Annotated in this window: 19 protein-coding genes; 4 read left to right on the top strand and 15 right to left on the bottom strand. The window is 66.1% G+C overall.

The features are described from left to right. Positions 1 to 13: 13 nt before the first annotated feature. The 3 genes from IAG41_RS17385 to IAG41_RS17375 form a co-directional block, all read right to left on the bottom strand. Complete coding sequence (locus IAG41_RS17385) at positions 14 to 643, bottom strand: hypothetical protein (RefSeq protein WP_187729915.1); 630 nt, start codon at positions 641 to 643, stop codon at positions 14 to 16. Between the two features lie 124 nt (positions 644 to 767). Next, complete coding sequence (gene mdh / locus IAG41_RS17380; protein ID WP_187729914.1) at positions 768 to 1,730, bottom strand: malate dehydrogenase; 963 nt, start codon at positions 1,728 to 1,730, stop codon at positions 768 to 770. Between the two features lie 298 nt (positions 1,731 to 2,028). Further along, the gene (locus tag IAG41_RS17375; RefSeq protein ID WP_187729913.1) at positions 2,029 to 2,442 is read right to left on the bottom strand and encodes a VOC family protein; all 414 of its coding nucleotides are present in this window, start codon (positions 2,440 to 2,442) and stop codon (positions 2,029 to 2,031) included. A 55-nt stretch (positions 2,443 to 2,497) separates the two neighbouring features. On the opposite strand from IAG41_RS17375, the gene IAG41_RS17370 reads away from it, so the two are divergent. Next, on the top strand, positions 2,498 to 3,046 hold the full coding sequence (locus IAG41_RS17370; RefSeq protein ID WP_187729912.1) for a winged helix-turn-helix transcriptional regulator: 549 nt from the start codon (positions 2,498 to 2,500) through the stop codon (positions 3,044 to 3,046). On the opposite strand, the gene IAG41_RS17365 is transcribed toward IAG41_RS17370, so the two are convergent. The 8 genes from IAG41_RS17365 to IAG41_RS17330 all read right to left on the bottom strand — a co-directional run bounded on the left by IAG41_RS17365 (position 3,043) and on the right by IAG41_RS17330 (position 10,515). Next, positions 3,043 to 4,905: a glycoside hydrolase family 2 protein gene (locus tag IAG41_RS17365; protein WP_262408740.1), complete on the bottom strand. Its 1,863-nt coding sequence runs from the start codon at positions 4,903 to 4,905 to the stop codon at positions 3,043 to 3,045. The two genes, IAG41_RS17370 and IAG41_RS17365, sit on opposite strands and share 4 nt — an antisense overlap. A 42-nt stretch (positions 4,906 to 4,947) precedes the next feature. Beyond that, a complete protein-coding gene (locus IAG41_RS17360) occupies positions 4,948 to 5,712 on the bottom strand; it encodes a hypothetical protein (protein ID WP_187729911.1) in 765 nt (254 codons plus the stop codon). A gap of 12 nt (positions 5,713 to 5,724) precedes the next feature. Continuing rightward, positions 5,725 to 6,453 (bottom strand): transporter, encoded by a 729-nt coding sequence (locus IAG41_RS17355; protein ID WP_187729910.1) that lies wholly within the window; start codon positions 6,451 to 6,453, stop codon positions 5,725 to 5,727. Then, positions 6,450 to 7,565, bottom strand: coding sequence for a cell division protein ZapE (zapE, locus tag IAG41_RS17350; protein ID WP_187729909.1), 1,116 nt, complete (start codon positions 7,563 to 7,565; stop codon positions 6,450 to 6,452). Before zapE ends, IAG41_RS17355 begins: the two co-directional genes overlap by 4 nt. After that, a complete protein-coding gene (locus tag IAG41_RS17345; protein ID WP_187729908.1) occupies positions 7,562 to 8,014 on the bottom strand; it encodes a PaaI family thioesterase in 453 nt (150 codons plus the stop codon). The genes zapE and IAG41_RS17345 overlap by 4 nt, the downstream gene beginning before the upstream one ends. Then, a complete protein-coding gene (locus IAG41_RS17340) occupies positions 8,011 to 8,793 on the bottom strand; it encodes a succinate dehydrogenase iron-sulfur subunit (protein WP_187729907.1) in 783 nt (260 codons plus the stop codon). The genes IAG41_RS17345 and IAG41_RS17340 overlap by 4 nt, the downstream gene beginning before the upstream one ends. 110 nt (positions 8,794 to 8,903) lie before the next feature. Continuing rightward, complete coding sequence (locus IAG41_RS17335) at positions 8,904 to 9,494, bottom strand: ATP-dependent Clp protease proteolytic subunit (protein ID WP_187729906.1); 591 nt, start codon at positions 9,492 to 9,494, stop codon at positions 8,904 to 8,906. A 40-nt stretch (positions 9,495 to 9,534) separates the two neighbouring features. After that, positions 9,535 to 10,515 carry a C13 family peptidase gene (locus tag IAG41_RS17330; protein WP_187729905.1) on the bottom strand — a complete coding sequence of 327 codons (981 nt, stop codon included), beginning with the start codon at positions 10,513 to 10,515 and terminating at the stop codon, positions 9,535 to 9,537. Between the two features lie 245 nt (positions 10,516 to 10,760). On the opposite strand from IAG41_RS17330, the gene IAG41_RS23335 reads away from it, so the two are divergent. Beyond that, positions 10,761 to 11,456: a PEPxxWA-CTERM sorting domain-containing protein gene (locus IAG41_RS23335; protein WP_262408739.1), complete on the top strand. Its 696-nt coding sequence runs from the start codon at positions 10,761 to 10,763 to the stop codon at positions 11,454 to 11,456. Positions 11,457 to 11,734: 278 nt separating this feature from the next. Here the strand turns inward: IAG41_RS23335 and IAG41_RS17320 are convergent, their stop codons facing one another. From IAG41_RS17320 to sdhC, 4 genes are read right to left on the bottom strand one after another with little or no spacing between them, the layout of a single operon-like run. Continuing rightward, positions 11,735 to 12,619 carry a glycoside hydrolase gene (locus IAG41_RS17320; RefSeq protein WP_262408738.1) on the bottom strand — a complete coding sequence of 295 codons (885 nt, stop codon included), beginning with the start codon at positions 12,617 to 12,619 and terminating at the stop codon, positions 11,735 to 11,737. Beyond that, positions 12,619 to 14,418, bottom strand: a complete 1,800-nt coding sequence (gene sdhA / locus IAG41_RS17315; RefSeq protein WP_187729904.1) for a succinate dehydrogenase flavoprotein subunit — start codon at positions 14,416 to 14,418, stop codon at positions 12,619 to 12,621. The genes IAG41_RS17320 and sdhA overlap by 1 nt, the downstream gene beginning before the upstream one ends. A gap of 1 nt (position 14,419) precedes the next feature. After that, the gene (gene sdhD, locus IAG41_RS17310; RefSeq protein ID WP_187729903.1) at positions 14,420 to 14,809 is read right to left on the bottom strand and encodes a succinate dehydrogenase, hydrophobic membrane anchor protein; all 390 of its coding nucleotides are present in this window, start codon (positions 14,807 to 14,809) and stop codon (positions 14,420 to 14,422) included. Further along, positions 14,802 to 15,224 (bottom strand): succinate dehydrogenase, cytochrome b556 subunit, encoded by a 423-nt coding sequence (gene sdhC / locus IAG41_RS17305; protein ID WP_187729902.1) that lies wholly within the window; start codon positions 15,222 to 15,224, stop codon positions 14,802 to 14,804. The genes sdhD and sdhC overlap by 8 nt, the downstream gene beginning before the upstream one ends. A 225-nt stretch (positions 15,225 to 15,449) precedes the next feature. Here sdhC and IAG41_RS17300 point away from each other — a divergent pair, with 225 nt between their 5' ends. Together IAG41_RS17300 and IAG41_RS17295 are read left to right on the top strand one after the other, a co-directional pair. Further along, entirely contained in the window at positions 15,450 to 16,775 is a 1,326-nt protein-coding gene (locus tag IAG41_RS17300) for a methyl-accepting chemotaxis protein (protein WP_187730135.1), read from the top strand. Positions 16,776 to 16,784: 9 nt separating this feature from the next. Continuing rightward, a complete protein-coding gene (locus IAG41_RS17295; RefSeq protein WP_187729901.1) occupies positions 16,785 to 18,152 on the top strand; it encodes a methyl-accepting chemotaxis protein in 1,368 nt (455 codons plus the stop codon). Positions 18,153 to 18,270 lie beyond the last annotated feature (118 nt).

Raw genomic sequence — 18,270 nt, 5'->3', positions numbered from 1 at the left:
GGTTCGGTTGACCTTATTTCGGATCAGCGGGAGGGGTCTCGGTGGAGGAGCGCAGCGCGATCCAGCCGCCATAGGTGGCAAGCGTCAGCCGGCTCTGACCAGTGACGCTGGTTGCGAAGACGAAGCCGTTGGGCTTGGAATTGGGGCGCAGATACATCGGCACGCTGTCTTCGTTCGGCAGCACGACCTTGCGGGCGGCGAGATAATCGTCCTCCCCGGCGGACTGCCACAGCACCATGCACGAATCGGCCAGCGGCGCGGCGGACGTCGCCACCGCGCTGGGGACGAGCAGATAGAGCGGGCCGCCGGCAATCTGGTACATGCGATTGGGCACCGCGGCCGGATCGGCGGGGCCGGCGACCGCCGCCTCGGCCTGGGTCTTGGGGACCAGCTTGCCCAGCGCGCGACGCGCCGGATCGGGAAGCGTAGCCACGCCGGCTTCGTTTGCGGTCTTGCGATTGAGCCGCGCGCCGCCGCCCAGGCACACCGTCTTGAATATCGCCAGCGGCTCCAACGGCATCGTCTCGCCGGCATCCTGCGCGGCCGCCGGCGTGGCGCCCAGCAGCAGCGCGAAGGGCGCCAGGCTCAGCCGAGCGAGGAAACGGGTACGCGCCCTGCGGCGAGGCGCTTCCAAGATGCTCATCGGTCGCCCCCTTTTTGCTGAAGGCCCTCGTGCTCCCGGACGAGTCGAGAGCGCCGGCGCCTGTAGCCCGTCACGACGCCATAAGGCGCCGATAGCGGGCATGGAAGCGCCAGCGCCGCAAGCATCAGGCAAGGCTCTCGTCGATGCCCTTGCACGCGACGAGCAGTTCCTTGACTGCGTCGACCGAGACCGCGAGATTGCCCTTGGCTTCGTCGTCGAGCTTGATCTCGACAATCTTCTCGACGCCGCCGGCGCCGATGATCACCGGCACGCCGACATAGAGATCGTCGACGCCATATTGGCCAGTGAGGTGCGCCGCCGCCGGAAGCAGGCGCTTCTGATCGTAGAGATAGCTCTCCGCCATCGCGATCGCCGAAGTGGCGGGGGCGTAGAAGGCTGAGCCGGTCTTGAGCAATGCGACGATCTCACCGCCGCCCGAGCGCGTGCGCTGGACGATTGCGTCGATGCGTTCCTGGGTCGAGAAGCCCATCTCGATGAGGTCGGGGACCGGAATCCCCGAGACAGTCGAATATTGGATCACCGGGACCATCGTGTCGCCATGGCCACCGAGCACGAAGCTGGTGACGTCCTTGACCGAGACCTGGAACTCCTCGGCGAGGAAATGGCTGAAACGCGACGAATCGAGCACGCCGGCCATGCCGACGACCTTCTGGTGCGGCAGCCCCGAGAATTCACGCAGCGCCCAGACCATCGCGTCGAGCGGGTTGGTGATGCAGATCACGAAGGCGTCGGGCGCGTGCTCGGCAATGCCTTCGCCGACGGCCTTCATCACCTTGAGGTTGATGCCGAGCAGATCGTCGCGGCTCATGCCCGGCTTGCGCGCTACACCGGCGGTGACGATGATCACGTCGGCGCCCGCGATGTCGGCATAGTCGTTCGAGCCGGTGATCTTCGCGTCGAAGCCTTCGACCGGACCGCATTGGCTGAGGTCGAGCGCCTTGCCCTGCGGCACACCTTCAACCACGTCGAAAAGGACGATGTCGCCAAGGCCCTTGAGGGCGGCGAGGTGCGCCAGCGTGCCGCCGATATTGCCGGAGCCGATCAGCGCGATCTTCTTGCGGGCCATGGAATCTCCTTGCTCAGTGCCAAGCAAATAGGGGCGCGAACCTATTCTGCGCCTCCGAAGCGGGGGCGGCTTAGGCCCAATATAGGCCTGCCGCAACCCGGAGATTCTGGTTAGTCCGAGATTATCTTTGCGACTAATTCGCAAGTGCAATAGAGGGGTTCGTCCAGATTTCTGGTTATCGGAGATCTCTCAATCGTCATCCCGGCCGGAGCTGGGGGCCAGGAGTCATAAACGGCACCCAGCTTGGCTCTGGATCCCGGCTTTCGCCGGGATGACGGATGAGGAGAAGTCCGACCTGTCAGCCGTTCGCGCCTCCGGCCAGATCCTCATAGAACATCAGTGCGTTGCCGTCCGGATCATAAAAGGTCAGCAGACGGACCATGCCCGGAATGTCGCGGATCGGGCCGTCCTGGCGCACCGAAGCGGCGTCGAGCGCAGCTTGCGCGGCTTCGATATCGGTGACGCCGAAGGTAAGTGTCGCGCCGCCGCCCTGCGGCACCTGCTCGACCTCGCCCAGCCCGACATTGACCTTCGCGACCCCGGTCGAAAGCTCGCACCAGGCGATATCCTCCAGCCGATACAGCAAGGTCATGCCCAGCACGCCCTGATACCAGGGAATCGCGCGATCGAGGCTGGTGACGCTGATCGAACAGGTGAGCCCGCCGTCATAGACGATCGCTGCTGCATAAGCGGATGCTTCGATGGTTGCCATTGCGATTCTCCGACTCTATGGTTCCGTTTATATAGTCGATATCAAATTGGATTAGATGTCAACGCCCACCTCTCCCGCCGACAGCCTGCGCGCGCTGGGCGCCAATCGCTGGGCGATCCCGGTGATGGCGCTGCTCAGCCGGCAGGACGGGGCGCGCTTCGCGGTGATCGCGCGGGCGTTCGGCCTGTCGCACCATAGCCTTACGCGGTGCCTGACCTATCTCCGGGAGTGCGGCTGGGTGATCCCCAATCCGGGGCACGGCCATCCGCTGCGGCCCGAATATCTATTGAGCGAGACGGGGCGTCCGGTGGGCGCGCTGTGCGAACGGATCATGGGCAGCCGCGAGCGGCTGGGGCTTTCGCCAACCGATTTGCCGCGCTGGGGATTGCCGCTGGTGGCGGGCCTGGCGCCCGATTGGAGCCGGTTCGGCGAGCTCCAGACGCGGCTCGCGCCGGTAACCCCGCGCGCGCTTTCGCAGACGCTGCAGACGATGATCGGGCATGACCTCATCAAGCGGCGGATAGAGGATCACTATCCACCGGTGGCGCTCTACGGCCTCACCGGCCGCGGCCAGGATCTCGCGGGTACGATCCTCGAAGCCTAGGGCTTGGCCGCCCGTCGCGCATATTCCTCCGCCAGCACGAAGAACGCCGCCTTGCGCTGGCCGGTCTCGGAGATCAGCCCCTTCCGGTTCCAGCCCTGCTGATAGACCGGATGCTGGCGGCGCGGCGAACGGAAGTCCTTGAGGAGCCAGGGCGACATCCCGCGCAGGAACGGCACCTTCGCCGCCATCGCCAGCGTCTGGCGATAATATTCGGCCTGATATTCCTCGCTGAATTTGTGCGGATCGGCGACCATATCGTGATTGCCGGCCAGCGCATCGGCGCCGAACTCGGAGAAGATCAGCGGCTTCTGGGTCGGCGAGCGCCATTCGAAGCTGGGCAGATCGGCGAGGCGATCGTCCGAATACCAGCCATTGTAGGTGTTGATCGCCATCACATCGAGATCGGCGACCAGCGGATCGTCGATCGTCATGACATGCCCGTCGCGCTTGCTGAGCAACGCCGCGGTGACGAGGCGGCTGTCGTCGAGCGTGCGGACGTCGCCGATCAGCGTGCGCAGGAACGCGTTGCGCGGGTCGCTGACCGGCGTCTCGTTGGCGACGCTCCACAGGATGATCGCGGCGCGGTTGCGGTCGCGCCGGATATTCTCGCGCAGCATCGTCCGCGCGGCGCTGAGCGTCGTTGGGTTCTGCCAGTTCACCAGCCAATAGACCGGCACTTCGCTCCACACGAGCAAGCCGATCTCGTCGGCGAGGCGCGTGGTCGATTCATTGTGTGGGTAGTGGGCGAGGCGGACGAAATTGCCGTGGAGCCCGTCCTTGATCTCGGTGAGCAAGGCGCGGGCGGCGGCCGGCGTCATCGCACGGACCGGGGCTTTGCCGAGTTCCTCCTCGTGCATCGAAATGCCGCGCAGGAAGATGGGCTTTCCGTTCAGGAGGATATCGGTGCCGCGTACCTCGATCGTGCGAAAGCCGACCCGGTCGCGCAGCACGTCTGCGCCCGCCTCGACGCGGACATCATAGAGTGTCGGGCTGTCGGGCGACCAGCGCTTGAGCGCGCGGGGCGCGGGCAAAGTGGCGTGCCAATGGCCATTATCGTCGGTCGTGCCGTTCACGGCGATGCCCAGCGCTGGGATGCGGAGGCGGGTCGGGGTGCCAGGTACTCGGTCGTACAGGTCCATGTCGACGGCGATCCGGCCGTCGCGGGTGAGCCGCACCCAGGCGTCGTCGACGAAATTATCGGGCACCGTCACCAATGTGGTCGAGCGCGTGACGCCGCCATAGGTCTCCCAATCGGTGACCGGCGGTGGGACGTCGTCCCTGGTGCGCGCCGAATCGACGCCGAGCGTGATCTGGTTCTCGCCCGCGCGCAGTAGTTTGGTGACTTCGAACGCAAAGGGCGTGAAGCCGCCGCTATGCTGGCCGAGCGCCTGGCCGTTCAGATAGACATTCGTCGTGTAGTCGGCCGCGCCGATCCGCAGGAAGACGCGCTTGCCCGGCGCGGGCGGGGTGGCGTCGAAATTGCGCTGATACCAGACCAGCCCCTGATAATAGCGCATCTCGGGGGAGTGGCCGATCCAGGAGCCGGGGAGGTAGGTCACCGGCGAGCGCTGCATGTCGAATTCGAAGAGAGCGCGCGGGTCCTTCGCCATGACATCGCCCTGGACGAGGTCGGCGGAGCGCCGCATCCGCGGATCGGGCAGGCCGCCATGGAACCCGGCCATGCCGTCGCGAAAGGGGTCGACCGACCAGTGCCACGCCCCATCGAGACTCATGGAGTCGCGCATGTCGGCGGCGACGAGCACGGGCGATTGCGGGGCGGGTGCGGCGGGCTGGGCGGACGCGGGGCCGCTCCACGATGCCAGGGCCATGACCAGTGCCGCGACGATCGCTCTCCGCATCGAACTCTCCCTCTTTGGGGGAAAGCCTAGCGATCCATCCGTTCAGGCGCCAGCGGGATGCCGCCCGGCGCGTTGCGGAATCAGCAGGACCAGCAACAGGATCGCGCCGGCCAGCGCCGCGCTGGCGAGCGGGCGGCTGAGCGCCATCCCGCCATGATCGAGCGGCTTGTCGAGGAAGTCGCCAACGGTCGCGCCCAGCGGGCGGGTGAGGATGAAGGCCGCCCAGAACAGCAGCACGCGATTGACTTGCGTCCAAAAATAGAGCGCGGCGATCAGCGCGAGGCCAGCCGCGAAAAGGAGCGCACCGCCGCCATAGCCGAGCCCGCCGGTGTCAGCCGCCCAATCGCCGAGCGCGGTGCCCAGCGTCTGCGAGAAGGTGATGGTGAGCCAGTAGAAGCCCTCGGCCCGGGGCGAGCGCACGCTGTCGACCGATACCGAGCCCAGGGTCCAATACCAGGCGGCCAGGCAGGCAAGCACGCACGCAAGCAGCAGCGTCGATCCGCCGGTATAGCCGATTCCGAGCGAGCGCGTCGCGAAGTCCGCCATCGTCGTACCGGCGGTGGTCGAGGCGATGATCGTCGCCCAGTAGAGGAACGGGTGGAAGCGTTTCGCCGCGATCTGCCAGGCGACAAGCACGAGCAGGGGCACCAGGAAGATCGCGGTGCCGATCAGATAGCCCATGTCCCAGGTCATCGAGACGGTGTCGCCGCCGGTCTCGCCCAGCGTCGTTGCCAGGACTTTGATTATCCAGAAACCCAGCGTCACCGCCGGCACCTTGCTGACGAGATCGCGGTGCTCCTGGGTCATGGCCGTCTCTTTCTAGAAGTTGAGAAGGAGTGCAGCGTAAGCATGAAATTGCGTGCGGTCACTGTCTCGCTCGAAGCCCGGTCCGGCGGAAAAAAGCACCGAAAGGGGGCGCTTCAGCCGATAGCTGCCACCCAGGCCCAGCGTCGAGCTGCTTCCCGAATCGCGAGCGTCGGGCCCCTGATGCGTGGCTTCGGCACCCAGCGACAGGCGCGAGGTGATTTCGCGGGTAAGCGCGATGCCGCCCTTCCAGAAGTTTCGGTTTCCGGTGCCCGGATTGATCGTGTAGCCGCCCCCGCCAAACAGCGACCAGCTGCCGAAATCCTTCTGCGCCCAGATCGGAAGCTGCACCGCCGTGCGCCCCGATCCGAAGCCGCGGCTCGCGCTGGGCAGGATCAGGCGCGGGAAGGCAGCGAGCGAGAGACCGGCAGTGTCGCTGTGGAAGAAGCGGTATTTGACGCCAAGCTCGATATTGCCCGCGCCGATGCGTGTCGCCGGATCATGGGCGAAGTTCATTGGCAGCGTCGCGGTCAGCTGGACGCCGGGCATCGCACCGAAATTGAGGTCGAGACCCGTCGCCCCCTCGGTCTGGCCGCGAAAGCCGGACGCGGCGAGGAATGAATAGACCTCCCAATGGCGGAAATCGGTCGGCATCGGATCGTCGGTGTCATAGGGCGGACCGGCGATCGCGGGCGTGGCGGCGACCGTCGCGAGCCCCGCCAGCACGACCGATAGCCTCTTCATGCCGCCTCTCCGTGTCCCTCCGCCAGATACGCATCGGACTGCATCTCCATCAAGCGCGATACGGTGCGGTCGAATTCGAAGCGGCCGTCGCCGGCCTCATAGAGCTGCTGCGGCTCGGCATCGGCGGCCGCGAGCAGCTTGACTCTGTGCTCGTAGAGCGCGTCGATCAGCGTGACGAAGCGCGCCGCCTCGTTGCGGTTCTCCGGACCCAATCTGGGGATGCCGACGATGATCACTGTGTGGAAGCGCCGCGCAACGGCGAGATAGTCGGCCGCGCCGCGCGCCTCGCCGCACAGCCGCTTGAACGAGAAGACCGCGACGCCCTTCAAGCATTTGGGGACGCGCATCTCGCGGCCGCCCTGCACCGGCAGCTCGCAGGCGGGCACTTTCGCGCGGTCCTCGACCGGATAGTCGGTCAGGCGGAAGAAAGCGGCGGAGAGCTGGGCGGTCGCCTCGGGGCCGTTGGGAACGAGCCAGGTGTCTACCTGACCGAGGCGATCGAGCCGATAATCCACGGGCCCGTTGAGCGCGAGCACGTCCATGCCGCTCTCGATCAGGGCGATGAAGGGCAGGAACAGCTGGCGGTTGAGCCCGTCCTTGTAGAGGTCGCGCGGCGGGCGGTTCGACGTGGCAACGACGGTGAGCCCATGGCGCATCATCTCGGTGAAGAGCCGCGACAGGATCATCGCGTCGGCGGGGTTGTTGATCACCATTTCGTCGAAGGCGAGAAGGCGGATGTCGTCGGCCAGCGCATCGGCGACGGCAACCACCGGATCCTGTGTGTCCTTCTGGCGCTCGACGTTCAGGCGCTCGTGCACTTCGAGCATGAATTCGTGGAAGTGGACGCGGCGCTTGCGGCGGATGGCCACCGCCTCGAAGAACAGGTCCATCAGCATGGATTTGCCGCGGCCGACGCCGCCCCACAGATAGACGCCGCGCGGCGGCTCGGGCATCCGGCCCAGCGCGCGCCACAAGATGCTGCCCTTCTTGGGCACGGCCTCGAGTTCAGCGGCGAGGGCGTCGAGCCGCGCGGCGGCGGCCTCCTGCTCGGGATCGGTGCGAAGCTCGTTGGCGGCGACCAGCGCGCGGTATCGTTCGAGGACGCGGGTCATTTCTTGGTGAACTTGCGCACCGTGCCGGAGAAGCTCGCGACGCGCGCATCGCCCTGGACGATCAGTCCGCGCAGGAAGATCAGCCGTCCGGTCTCGCGCAGCAGCTCGACTTCGGCCTCGACCGGTGCGTCGAGCGAGCCCGCACCGATGAACTGCACCGAGAGATCGAGCGTCACCGCCGGGCCGACATCGAGCAGGCCGTGCGCGCGCGCCGCGGCGAACAGCGCGACGTCGATAAAGCCGAGCAATGCGCCGCCATGCACCTTGTCGCCAAGGTTCGAATGGCGCCGCTCCGGCACCATCCGGACGCGAGCCTGGCCTTCTTCCATCCGGACCCATAACGGGCCCAGCAGCGCATTGAACCGGGTCGGGTCGTCCAGCGTCCAGCGCTTCCATCCCGGAAGCGCCGGATCGTCCTCGTAAATGAACGCTGGCGTCGCTTCGTTCAAAGCGTGCGCTCGGCTTCCATCTTCTTGATCTCGGCGATCGCCTTGGCCGGGTTCAGGCCCTTGGGGCAGGCATTGGCGCAGTTCATGATCGTGTGGCAGCGATAGAGGCGGAACGGATCCTCGAGCGCGTCGAGCCGCTCGCCGGTCATCTCGTCGCGGCTGTCGGCCAGCCAGCGATAGGCCTGGAGCAGGATGGCGGGGCCGAGGAACTTGTCGCTGTTCCACCAATAGCTCGGGCACGAGGTCGAGCAGCAGGCGCACAGGATGCATTCGTACAGGCCGTCGAGCTTGTCGCGCTGCTCGGGGCTCTGGAGCCGCTCCTTGCCCGAAGGCGCGGTTGTCACCGTCTGCAGCCACGGCTTGATCGAGGCATATTGCGCATAGAAATGCGTGAAATCGGGGACCAGGTCCTTGATCACGTCCATGTGCGGCAGCGGCGTGATGCGGACGTCGCCCTTCAAATCCTCGATCGCGGTGGTGCAGGCGAGGCCGTTGCGCCCGTCCATGTTCATCGAGCAGGAGCCGCAAATGCCCTCGCGGCACGAGCGGCGGAAGGTCAGCGACGAATCCTGTTCGGACTTGATCTTGATGAGCGCGTCGAGGACCATCGGGCCGCATTCGTCGAGATCGACCTCGAAGCTGTCGTAGCGCGGATTCTCGCCGCTATCGGGATCGTAGCGGTAGATCTTGAACTTCTTGACGTTAGTCGCGCCGGGATCGGCTTTGTGTTCCTTGCCCTTTTTGACGACACTGTTCTTGGGCAGGCGGAAATCGGCCATTCCTGAAGGTCCTTTGCGGCACGACGCGTTTCGAAGCGCGGGCTATGCCTTTCGCAAACGCAGCGCAAGCCCACTTTGGACTTGTATAGGATGGCTGCGCCTGGCGCGCATCAGATCACGTCGAGCACCAGCCCCTTGTCGCGCGCTTCCTCGGCTTCGATGTACCAGTTCGACGGCGCGCGCGTCTGCACTTCGTCGAAATCGATCTTCGATCCGGCGACCAGATCGCGGAAGCCCTCTTCCTCGATCTGGATCGAATGCTCGATCTCGTGGAGCTTGGCCTTGAGTGTCGCGGTGAGCGATTTGAGCGGGCCGGAGAGCTGGATCGTGCTGTCCATGATCCGCTCGTGGACCATCAGCCGCGTGCCTCTGGTCAGGAAGCGCTTGTCGACCGGGAAGGCGGACATGAAGGTCGCGCCGGCCGAATAGACCGCGACCTTGCCGAGGAACAGGATCTCGCGATCCTTGAACTCGCGGAGCAGGCGCAGCTCGTCGCCCATCAACCGCGCGACCTCGGGGTCGCCGCCCAGAGTCGAGATCGCCACCACCAGCGAGCCCTCCCGCGGCGCATCGGCGAGCTGCTGGCGGAAGCTCTCGTACATCGCATGGTCCACCGGCCCGTGGAGGTGGATGTGCGGCGTCGCGAGCAGCGGATATTTGTTCACGCCGGCGGAGGGCGGCGCGACGTTGGGTTCGGTCATGGCCTGCGCAACCGACACAGGCCCTGCAAGTTCCGGAAGACTAGCGTTTCAGCGCGTCGGTGGCGGGCTTGCCGACCGGCTGGGTCACGTCCCGGGGCATGCGCGATTCGAGCGGCGTCAGCCAGGTCGCGACATCGTCGCCGATGCTGACCTGGGGGTTGGACGGGTTGAGGCTGGAGGCCGCCTCCCACGCGCCGATCATCCCGCGCGCCTCGTCCGATGCCGCCGCCAGCGGCTGGGGTTTCCGGAGCGCGTGGTTGATCATCGCGTCGCCGAAAAAGGTCCAGTCATTCTCGGCCATGCAACCGAACGACGTGCGATCGGACGAGGCGGCGGTGAACAAGGCGGTATCGTCGCTCATCAGCGCCGGCACGAAGATGCCCGAATAGCAGGCCGACAGGATCAGCACGCGCTTCTTGATGCCCAGCTCGTCGAGCAGGCCGGCAAGCCGCGCGGGCGAGAGCAGGCCATAGCCCTGGTCGCCGTCATGATAGGCGATGCCCACCTTGGCGCCGTGGCTGGTGGTGTAGAGGACGAGCACGTCCTGGTTCTTGTCCATCACCTCCGCCACGCGGGCGAGCGCGAGCGTCAGCGTCTCCAGGCTGCCATTCGGAAGCTCGCTCGGACCGTTGCCGTTGCTGCCGGCGAAGACCAAAGTGCGCCCCGCGGCATCGAATCGGCGGCTGAGCACCTTGCCCGCCTCGCGCGCTTCGCGTCCGAACACCGGATCGCTGTCGAGCGCGACCGAGATCACATAGGCGTCGACCAGGTTCTTGCGCTGGGGCTGGAGCGTGGCGAGCGCGGCGTCGAGCTTGCGGTGGTCGGCGAGCATCTCCTTCGCCGGGCGCCCGCGCTGGAGTTCGGGGCCGCTGTCGAGCCCGTCGATCCCCTCCTGGCCGGAGACGAGGCCCGGCCAATCGGCCTTGTGCTGGGGCGGGGCATAACGCTGGGCCGATGCGGTGAGCGGTGCGAGGAGCAGAGCCGCGCAGAACGCCACGCGCGCGAGGAGGACAGATCGCATCTTGTTTTCGATCCCGGTGGTTTGCTCGCCACTCTCTCCGCGCAATACCCGGTGTCAAGCAATAGGGCAGCGGGATAGTTTTCGCGCATCCGCGTCAACTGTGCCTTGCTTACCATTGTGATTACTTGGAATTTACCCGAGATCCCAAAAGAAGACAAAGTAATCAATCGTTTACGTATTTGCGAATCGATGAAGCTGTGAGACCATCGAAATAGGGTAAGTGATTCGTTAAGAGGGGACGGACAATGGTAAGGTATAGCCTGCTCGCGATTGCTGCATTGGCGTTGGCGCCAGCTGCCGCGCACGCACAGAATTTCAACGACAATTTCAATGGCGAAGGCCCTGCCGGCAGCACGCTGAACTATGGCAGCTTCACGAACTTCACCACGACCGGTCAGGTCGATCTGGTTTCATCGCCGGACTATGGCATCATCTGCGACGGCAAGTGCGTCGATCTCGACGGCACCAGCGGTCCCGGCGCGCTACTGTCGAACGCGATCGCGTTCGCCGGCGGCCACACGGTCAAGATCAGCTTCGACCTGGGCGGCAGCCAGCGTTCGGGCGATTCGGACAGCTTCAGCTTCGCGACGCTGTTCGGCGCGCCGACCGGCATCAACGGGCTGATGACGTTGACCGGCTTCCCGGGCTCGCCGGCCCTAGTCGGCAGTTTCTCCAACGTCACCTCGATCAGCTATGGGGCTTCGGTCGCGGGCAATGCGGGCTTCACCACCTACAGCCTGTTGTTCACGCCGCTCACGGCGGGCACGTTGCAGCTGTCCTTCAGCACCACCAGCGCCGACAATATCGGGCCGCTGCTCGATAACGTCAGCGTGGTCGCGGTTCCCGAGCCGGCGGCATGGGGCATGATGATCGGCGGCTTCGGCCTGGCCGGCATGGCGGTCCGCCGTCGCGCCGCCAAGACCAAGGTCAGCTTCGCCTAACACCGGGCGAACGAAAAAAAGGGCGCGGCAGCCAGTTTGCCGCGCCCTTTTTCGTGCGCCGTCGCACTGGTCCGGATATTTCCGCGGCGACGTGGCGGGGACGTCCAAAGGTAACGAAGGTAACGGCCCTGTAGCGCGATAATGCGGTGAGCCGAGTGACGATGCGCGCTCGATACGTGTGTCGGGTATCGCGGATCACCAGGTCAAAGAGCGGGCCTCCCGACGCCAGGGGCTGGACGCAGGTGGAGCAGCCGAAATCCTACATTGCAAGCGGCGCCTTAGCAGATCTCGGCGGTGTTCCGTGGCACTGGCCCTGGGGGCACGCGCGCCGGATGCATGTAGAAGACATCGGCGGCGATGCGGTGGCTGGTTCCATAGACTTTGCCGAGCGCGCGATAGAGCGCCGGGTCATAGGCTTCGAGATCCTGGTGCGAGAGGATGCGACGCCCGTCGAAGGCGACGAGCTGGTTGGTGTTGAACCAGATCTGCGTGCCGATCGCCCAATATTCGCCGATCGAGACTGCAGCATATTCACCCTGCCAGCGATGCGCGGCCAGGGCGGCGGCATAGGCCTGGGCAATTTCGGCATAGAGCCGCGGGTCGCGGTTCTCCGCGGCGAGCAGGATCATGTGCGCGAATTCATGGACGAGGATGTTCTGCCCGTAATAGCGGCCGTTGGGGTCGCCGAGCAGGTTCTCCGCCCCCGTGCTGGTGAGCGGACCCGACATGCCGCGCGCGCGGGCGTCCCAATAGGCGCGGTCGCTGAGCCTGCCGATCCGCGCGTCATATTGCTTGCGCTCGCACGGGGTGAGGCGCGGATCGTCGCGCGCGGGCTTCTTCCAGCCGCGCTGCTCGGGCAGGTCGAGCGTGCCTTCGTCCCTGGCCATCACCGCGACCCGGATGCCGTCCGCCACCAGCTGCGCGTGGAGGTCGGGGCGCTCGGCCAGCATCGCCTGGACGATGTCGCGTGCCGCGAGCAGCGCTTTCGCCGGCACCCTGGTCGAGGAGAGGATTGGGACGCCGCCGGCATCGACATATTGCGCGTAGAACGGATCGGCATGCAGCGTCGCGGGAGGTGGACCGATCTGCGCCGTCGCGGGGAATGCAGCCCATGTGCCCGAAAGGAGGAGCCCGCTCGCCAGAAGCAAGCAGGCTCCGCGCATCAGTAAACCCGCTTCTTGGGCTTGATATACTCGATGTCGTCGGTGAGCGTGTAGTCGTGGACCGGGCGATACTCGATCGCGGTCTTGCCGTCCTTGCCGCCCCAGCCGGTGAAGGTCGCGACGGTGTGCTTCATCCAGTTCTTGTCGTCGCGCTCGGGGAAATCCTCGTGCATGTGCGCGCCGCGGCTTTCCTTGCGGTTGGCGGCGCACTCCATCGTCACCACCGCCTGGCTGATCAGATTGTCGAGCTCGAGCGTCTCGACCAGATCGGTGTTCCAGATCAGCGAGCGATCGGTGATGCCGACGTCCTGGAAACGTGCATAGACCTTGCCGATCTTCTCGACGCCCTCGGCCAGCAATTCGCTGTCGCGGAACACGGCGCAATTGCGCTGCATCGTCTTCTGCATCTCGGCGCGGATCTGCGCGGTGGGCGTGGCGCCCTTGGCATTGCGGAAATGGTCGAGCCGGGTGAGCGAATATTCTTCCGAACCGGCAGGCAGCGCGGCGTGCGACGTGCCGGGCTTGACGATCTCCTTGAGGCGGAGACCGGTGGCGCGGCCGAACACGACCAGGTCGATCAGCGAGTTCGAGCCCAGGCGGTTGGCGCCATGGACCGAGACGCAGGCCGCCTCGCCGACCGCGAACAGGCCCGGGACCACCGCATCCGGATTGCCGTCCTTATTATGGACGACCTCGCCATGATAATTGGTCGGGATGCCGCCCATATTGTAATGGACGGTCGGCACCACGGGCAAAGGCTGGCGGGTCAGGTCGACGCCGGCGAAGATCTTGCCGGTCTCGGTGATGCCGGGAAGCCGCTCGTGCAGGATCTTGGGATCGATATGGTTGAGGTGAAGGAAGATATGGTCCTTCTCCTTGCCCACGCCGCGACCCTCGCGGATCTCCATCGCCATCGAGCGTGACACGACGTCGCGCGAGGCGAGATCCTTCGCCGAGGGTGCATAGCGCTCCATGAAGCGCTCGCCTTCGGAGTTGGTGAGGTAGCCGCCCTCGCCGCGCGCACCCTCGGTGATCAGCACGCCGGCGCCGTAGATGCCGGTCGGGTGGAACTGGACGAACTCCATGTCCTGGAGCGCGATGCCGGCGCGCAGCGCCATGCCGTTGCCGTCGCCGGTGCAGGTGTGCGCCGAGGTCGCCGACTGGTAGATGCGGCCGCCGCCGCCCGTGGCGAGCACCACGGCATGGCTGCGGAAGCGGTGGATCGCGCCGGTCTCCATGCAGAGCGCGATCACGCCGCGGCACGCGCCGTCCTCCATGATCAGGTCGAGCGCGAAATATTCGATGTAGAAATCGGCGTCGTACTTCAGGCTCTGCTGGTAGAGCGCGTGGAGCATCGCGTGGCCGGTGCGGTCCGCCGCGGCGCAGGTGCGCTGCACGGGGGGGCCTTCGCCCATATTCTGCATATGGCCGCCGAACGGGCGCTGGTAGATCGTGCCATTGTCGTTGCGGCTGAACGGCACCCCGGCATGCTCGAGCTCATAGACCGCGGCCGGAGCTTCGCGGACCATGTACTCGATCGCGTCCTGGTCGCCGAGCCAGTCCGAGCCCTTGACGGTGTCGTACATGTGCCACGACCAGTGATCGGGCGTGTTGTTGCCCAGCGACGCGGCAATGCCGCCCTGCGCTGCAACGGTGTGGCTCCGCGTCGGGAACACCTTGGTGATGCACGCGGTCTTCAGCCCGGCCTCGGCCGAGCCCATCGTCGCGCGCAGGCCCGAGCCACCGGCGCCGACGACGACGGTGTCATAGGTGTGATCGATGATCTTGTAGGCGGACATATCAGGCGGCCACTCCGGGGGCGAACGCAACCTTGAGGATCGAGAAGATCGCCAGCGCGGCGGCGGCGATGGTGAAATAATGCAGCACGATCAGCAGCACGAAGCGCGTCTCGTCATGCTGATAATCCTCGATCACCACCTGGAGGCCGTGGCGGAAATGGAAGGCGACGCTGGTCACCAGCAGGATCAGAGGCACCGCCGCGAGCGGCTGGGCCAGCCAGGTCGTGAGCGTGGCATAGTCGTGCGCCGGCAGCAGCAGCATCGAGAGCATGAACCACAATACGAGGATCAGGTTCGATCCCGCGCTGACGCTGTGCTGCCACCAGCCGAGGGCGCCTTCGTGCGCGGCGCCCAGGCCGCGGACGCGGCCGAGTTCGGTTCCATCACCCATGGGTCTTCTCCAGAAGGACGATCCAGAAGGCTGCCGTCGCGACGATCGAGAAAGCGAAGGTGGCGAGTGCGGTGGACTTGTTGCCCTTGAGCTCGAAATTGGTGCCCATGTCGGTGAAGAGGTGGCGGACGCCCGATGCCATGTGCTGGAAGAAGGACAGGGTCAGGCCGATCCCGAAGATATAGCCGGCGGCGTTGAGCGCGCCCGACTGATAGGTGAACAGGTCGACGAACCCGGCATAGGCGGCCGGGCCGGATGCCATCGCGACGAGCCACCAGACGAACAGGATCGTGCCGACCGTCGCCATTCCCGACCCGGTGACGCGGTGGACGATCGAGACCGCCATGGAAGGTCCCCATTTCCAGATGCCGAGATGGGGTGACAGCGGTCGCGCTGTGTTGCGGACGTTGGCCAAAGGCGTTCCTTTCGGGTCGACGGGGGCCTCATTAGCCGGGCACTCGAAGGATGCAAGCCGGATCGCCGAGCGCGCCCCTACCGAGGGATTGGCTAACCCCCCTTTAACCAGTTGCACGGCATAGCTGGTCCACCAGCGGTTCGTCCAATTTTCCCGGGCCGCAAACAGGGGAATTGCTTCGTGACGACAGTGGCATCGACCAACGCCCTTCCGGTGCCGGGCACCATGAGCGCGGCGATCGACGTGCGGGCGCGGTTGCGCATCTTCGATTTCGACGGGTCGCTGATCCAGTCGAGCCGCGAAGCATGGGAAACGCTCGAACCCGAGATCCACGCAGTTTCCAGCGCGTACTGGCAGCAATGGCTGCGCTGCTTCGCCGACGAGCGCAACTGGGCGCCCGACGATACCGCCAAGATGATCGACCTGGGCGTCGTCTTCCTCAAGGATCGCTTCCTCGACACCGCCGGGCGCAGCTGGATCGAATCGATCGAGCGTTCGGTCGCCGCCGCCTATTCGGGCGGCGTGCCGCCGATGGCGTTGCTCTCGATGATCAACGCAAGCGACCGCGCCGCGCTGGAGGTGCTGATGCGCCGCCTGGGCGCCAATGATGGGCGGCTGCCGGTGCTGATCGATACGCTGATGCGTCTCTCGGCGCTCGAAGGCGACATCACCGTCGAGATCTACAACATGTACCGCGAATATAGCGCGCAGGTCGCCCGCGACCGGCTGGCGCTCGAATTCCGCGACTCGATCGGCGCGACCGTCGAGCGCGCGTCGCGCGAAGGCGATCAGCTCCGTGTCCAGGCGGTCCACACTTCGGCTTCGGCGCGCGGCATGCTCGGCAAGGCCAGCGAAGTCGCGGCGGCGGCCGAGCAGTCGGCGGTGGCGATGCGCGAGGCGGCGCAGACCGCCGCCGGCCTGATCCGCGCGATCGAGGATGCGCGCAGCGAAGTCGAGGCAGCGGCCGAGATCGCGACGCGTGCGTCGAGCCAGGCAGGCGCGGCGGTGGGGATGAGCGAGATGCTCTCTGACCATGCCAAGTCGATCGAATCTATCCTGGGCCTGATCCGCGACATTGCCGGGCAGACCAACCTGCTCGCGCTCAACGCGACGATCGAAGCGGCCCGCGCCGGCGATGCCGGTCGCGGCTTCGCGGTGGTCGCGCAGGAAGTGAAGAGCCTCGCCAACCAGACCGCGCGTGCGACCGACGACATCGCCGCCAAGATCGCCGCGATCCAGTCGGCCACCAAGTCGACCGTCGAGACCAATGCCTCGATCCGCTCGACCGTCACCGAGGTCCAGGAAAGCGCCAACCGCATCCGCGCCGCGATGGAAATCCAGGCACAGACCGTCACCGCGATCACCGCCGCGGTCGACGAGACCGCGCTCGCCGCCGACTCGATGTCCGCCACCATCGGCGCCATCCGCGAGGATACCGAGGCGGTGGCCTCCGAGATCGACCAGGTCGGCCAGGGCTTCGCCGTTCTCGACGGCCAGCTCGGCAGCCTGAAGGGCAGCGCGAGCGACTTCGTCGCCAAGTTCGCGGCATAGGAGATACAAATGGTCGGAACGCGCCAGCCAGGTCAGTGGAGCGGCGGTACCCGCTCGGTCGCCGATCATCGCCGCGAATATGATTGGGACGGTGCGATCACCCCGGCCTGCCGCGAGATATCCGAGCTGATCAGCGGCCGCCAGCGCGAGATTGCCGAGGCGTTCTGGCGCCATTTCCGCACCTTGCCCGCCAGCGCGCCGATGCACGCGATTCTCGCAACCGAGCAGGGCTATGCCGAGCAGGTCCAGCGCGGCACGCATTATGGCCGCACCAAGTTCGACAAGCCGTTCAGCGAGGAATGGGTCGAGATGGCGTGCGGCTATGCCGCCGAGACCTACCGCGCCGGCATTCCTTTGCCTGCGGTGCTCGCCGCTTTCTCCTTCGCGCATAGCGAGACGATGCGCATGCTGCGCGAAGCGCTCCCCGACGATGCCGAGCGGCTTGGCCGGCTGTGCGACGTGGTGCAGCGCCTTGCGATGGCCGAGGCCGATCTGATGGCCGGCCATCTCGGCGCACGCGACGCCGCGCTGGCCGACGAGGCGCGGCGCGACCGTTCGGCGCAGTTCCGCGCCAGCATCGCCGAATCGATCGAGGGCGCGACCGCGCTGGGCAACCGCATCCGGGTGCAGGCGCAGGGTGCGTCGAGCTCGGCGCGCGGCATGCTCGGCAAGACCAGCGAAGTCGCCGCGGCAGCCGAGCAGTCGGCGGTGGCGATGCGCGAGGCCGCGCAGACCGCGGCCGGTCTGATCCGCGCGATCGAGGATGCGCGCAGCGAGGTCGAGGCGGCAGCCGAGATCGCGACGCGCGCTTCGAGCCAGGCAGGCGCGGCGGTGGGGATGAGCGAGATGCTCTCCGACCATGCCAAGTCGATCGAATCGATCCTGGGCCTGATCCGCGACATTGCCGGCCAGACCAACCTGCTCGCGCTCAACGCGACGATCGAAGCGGCCCGTGCCGGCGATGCCGGGCGCGGCTTTGCGGTGGTCGCGCAGGAAGTGAAGAGCCTCGCTAACCAGACCGCGCGCGCGACCGACGATATCGCCGCGAAGATCGCCGCGATCCAGTCGGCGACGAAGAGCACCGTCGAGACCAACGCCTCGATCCGCTCGACCGTCACCGAGGTCCAGGAAAGCGCCAACCGCATCCGCAGCGCGATGGAAGTTCAGGCGCAGACGGTCACCGCGATCACCGCCGCGGTCGACGAGACCGCGCTCGCCGCCGACTCGATGTCCGCCACCATCGGCGCCATCCGCGAGGATACCAAGAACGTCACCAGCGAGATCGACACGCTCCAGCGCGACTTCGCCGAGGTCGACGATCGGCTGTCGCAGCTGCGCCTGGCGGCGGACACCTTCTCCACTTCGGTTGCGGCCTGACCATCGCCTCCGGTTTCGTGCTCCTGCGAAAGCAGGAGCCTAGGGCCGGATAGAATGTCGCCTGTTGCTCTGGGCTCCTGCTTTCGCAGGAGCACGGGGTGACGATGCGGCACGGGCG

Origin of the sequence: Sphingomonas sp. JC676 (genome assembly GCF_014489075.1) — a bacterium.
In the GTDB taxonomy this organism is placed as follows: domain Bacteria; phylum Pseudomonadota; class Alphaproteobacteria; order Sphingomonadales; family Sphingomonadaceae; genus Sphingomonas.
Note: the sequence above shows the minus strand (reverse complement) of the source record. Positions and strands in the feature narration are given on the sequence as shown.

Coding starts and splice junctions, on each gene's coding strand:
- IAG41_RS17295 (WP_187729901.1), top strand. CDS start 16,785: ATGGTCGGAACGCGCCAGCCAGGTCAGTGGAGCGGCGGTACCCGCTCG.
- IAG41_RS17370 (WP_187729912.1), top strand. CDS start 2,498: ATGTCAACGCCCACCTCTCCCGCCGACAGCCTGCGCGCGCTGGGCGCC.
- IAG41_RS17355 (WP_187729910.1), bottom strand. CDS start 6,453: ATGAAGAGGCTATCGGTCGTGCTGGCGGGGCTCGCGACGGTCGCCGCC.
- IAG41_RS17375 (WP_187729913.1), bottom strand. CDS start 2,442: ATGGCAACCATCGAAGCATCCGCTTATGCAGCAGCGATCGTCTATGAC.
- IAG41_RS17320 (WP_262408738.1), bottom strand. CDS start 12,619: ATGCGCGGAGCCTGCTTGCTTCTGGCGAGCGGGCTCCTCCTTTCGGGC.
- IAG41_RS17360 (WP_187729911.1), bottom strand. CDS start 5,712: ATGACCCAGGAGCACCGCGATCTCGTCAGCAAGGTGCCGGCGGTGACG.
- IAG41_RS17300 (WP_187730135.1), top strand. CDS start 15,450: ATGAGCGCGGCGATCGACGTGCGGGCGCGGTTGCGCATCTTCGATTTC.
- IAG41_RS17335 (WP_187729906.1), bottom strand. CDS start 9,494: ATGACCGAACCCAACGTCGCGCCGCCCTCCGCCGGCGTGAACAAATAT.
- mdh (WP_187729914.1), bottom strand. CDS start 1,730: ATGGCCCGCAAGAAGATCGCGCTGATCGGCTCCGGCAATATCGGCGGC.
- IAG41_RS17365 (WP_262408740.1), bottom strand. CDS start 4,905: ATGCGGAGAGCGATCGTCGCGGCACTGGTCATGGCCCTGGCATCGTGG.
- IAG41_RS23335 (WP_262408739.1), top strand. CDS start 10,761: ATGGTAAGGTATAGCCTGCTCGCGATTGCTGCATTGGCGTTGGCGCCA.
- sdhD (WP_187729903.1), bottom strand. CDS start 14,809: ATGGGTGATGGAACCGAACTCGGCCGCGTCCGCGGCCTGGGCGCCGCG.
- sdhA (WP_187729904.1), bottom strand. CDS start 14,418: ATGTCCGCCTACAAGATCATCGATCACACCTATGACACCGTCGTCGTC.
- IAG41_RS17340 (WP_187729907.1), bottom strand. CDS start 8,793: ATGGCCGATTTCCGCCTGCCCAAGAACAGTGTCGTCAAAAAGGGCAAG.
- IAG41_RS17385 (WP_187729915.1), bottom strand. CDS start 643: ATGAGCATCTTGGAAGCGCCTCGCCGCAGGGCGCGTACCCGTTTCCTC.
- zapE (WP_187729909.1), bottom strand. CDS start 7,565: ATGACCCGCGTCCTCGAACGATACCGCGCGCTGGTCGCCGCCAACGAG.
- IAG41_RS17330 (WP_187729905.1), bottom strand. CDS start 10,515: ATGCGATCTGTCCTCCTCGCGCGCGTGGCGTTCTGCGCGGCTCTGCTC.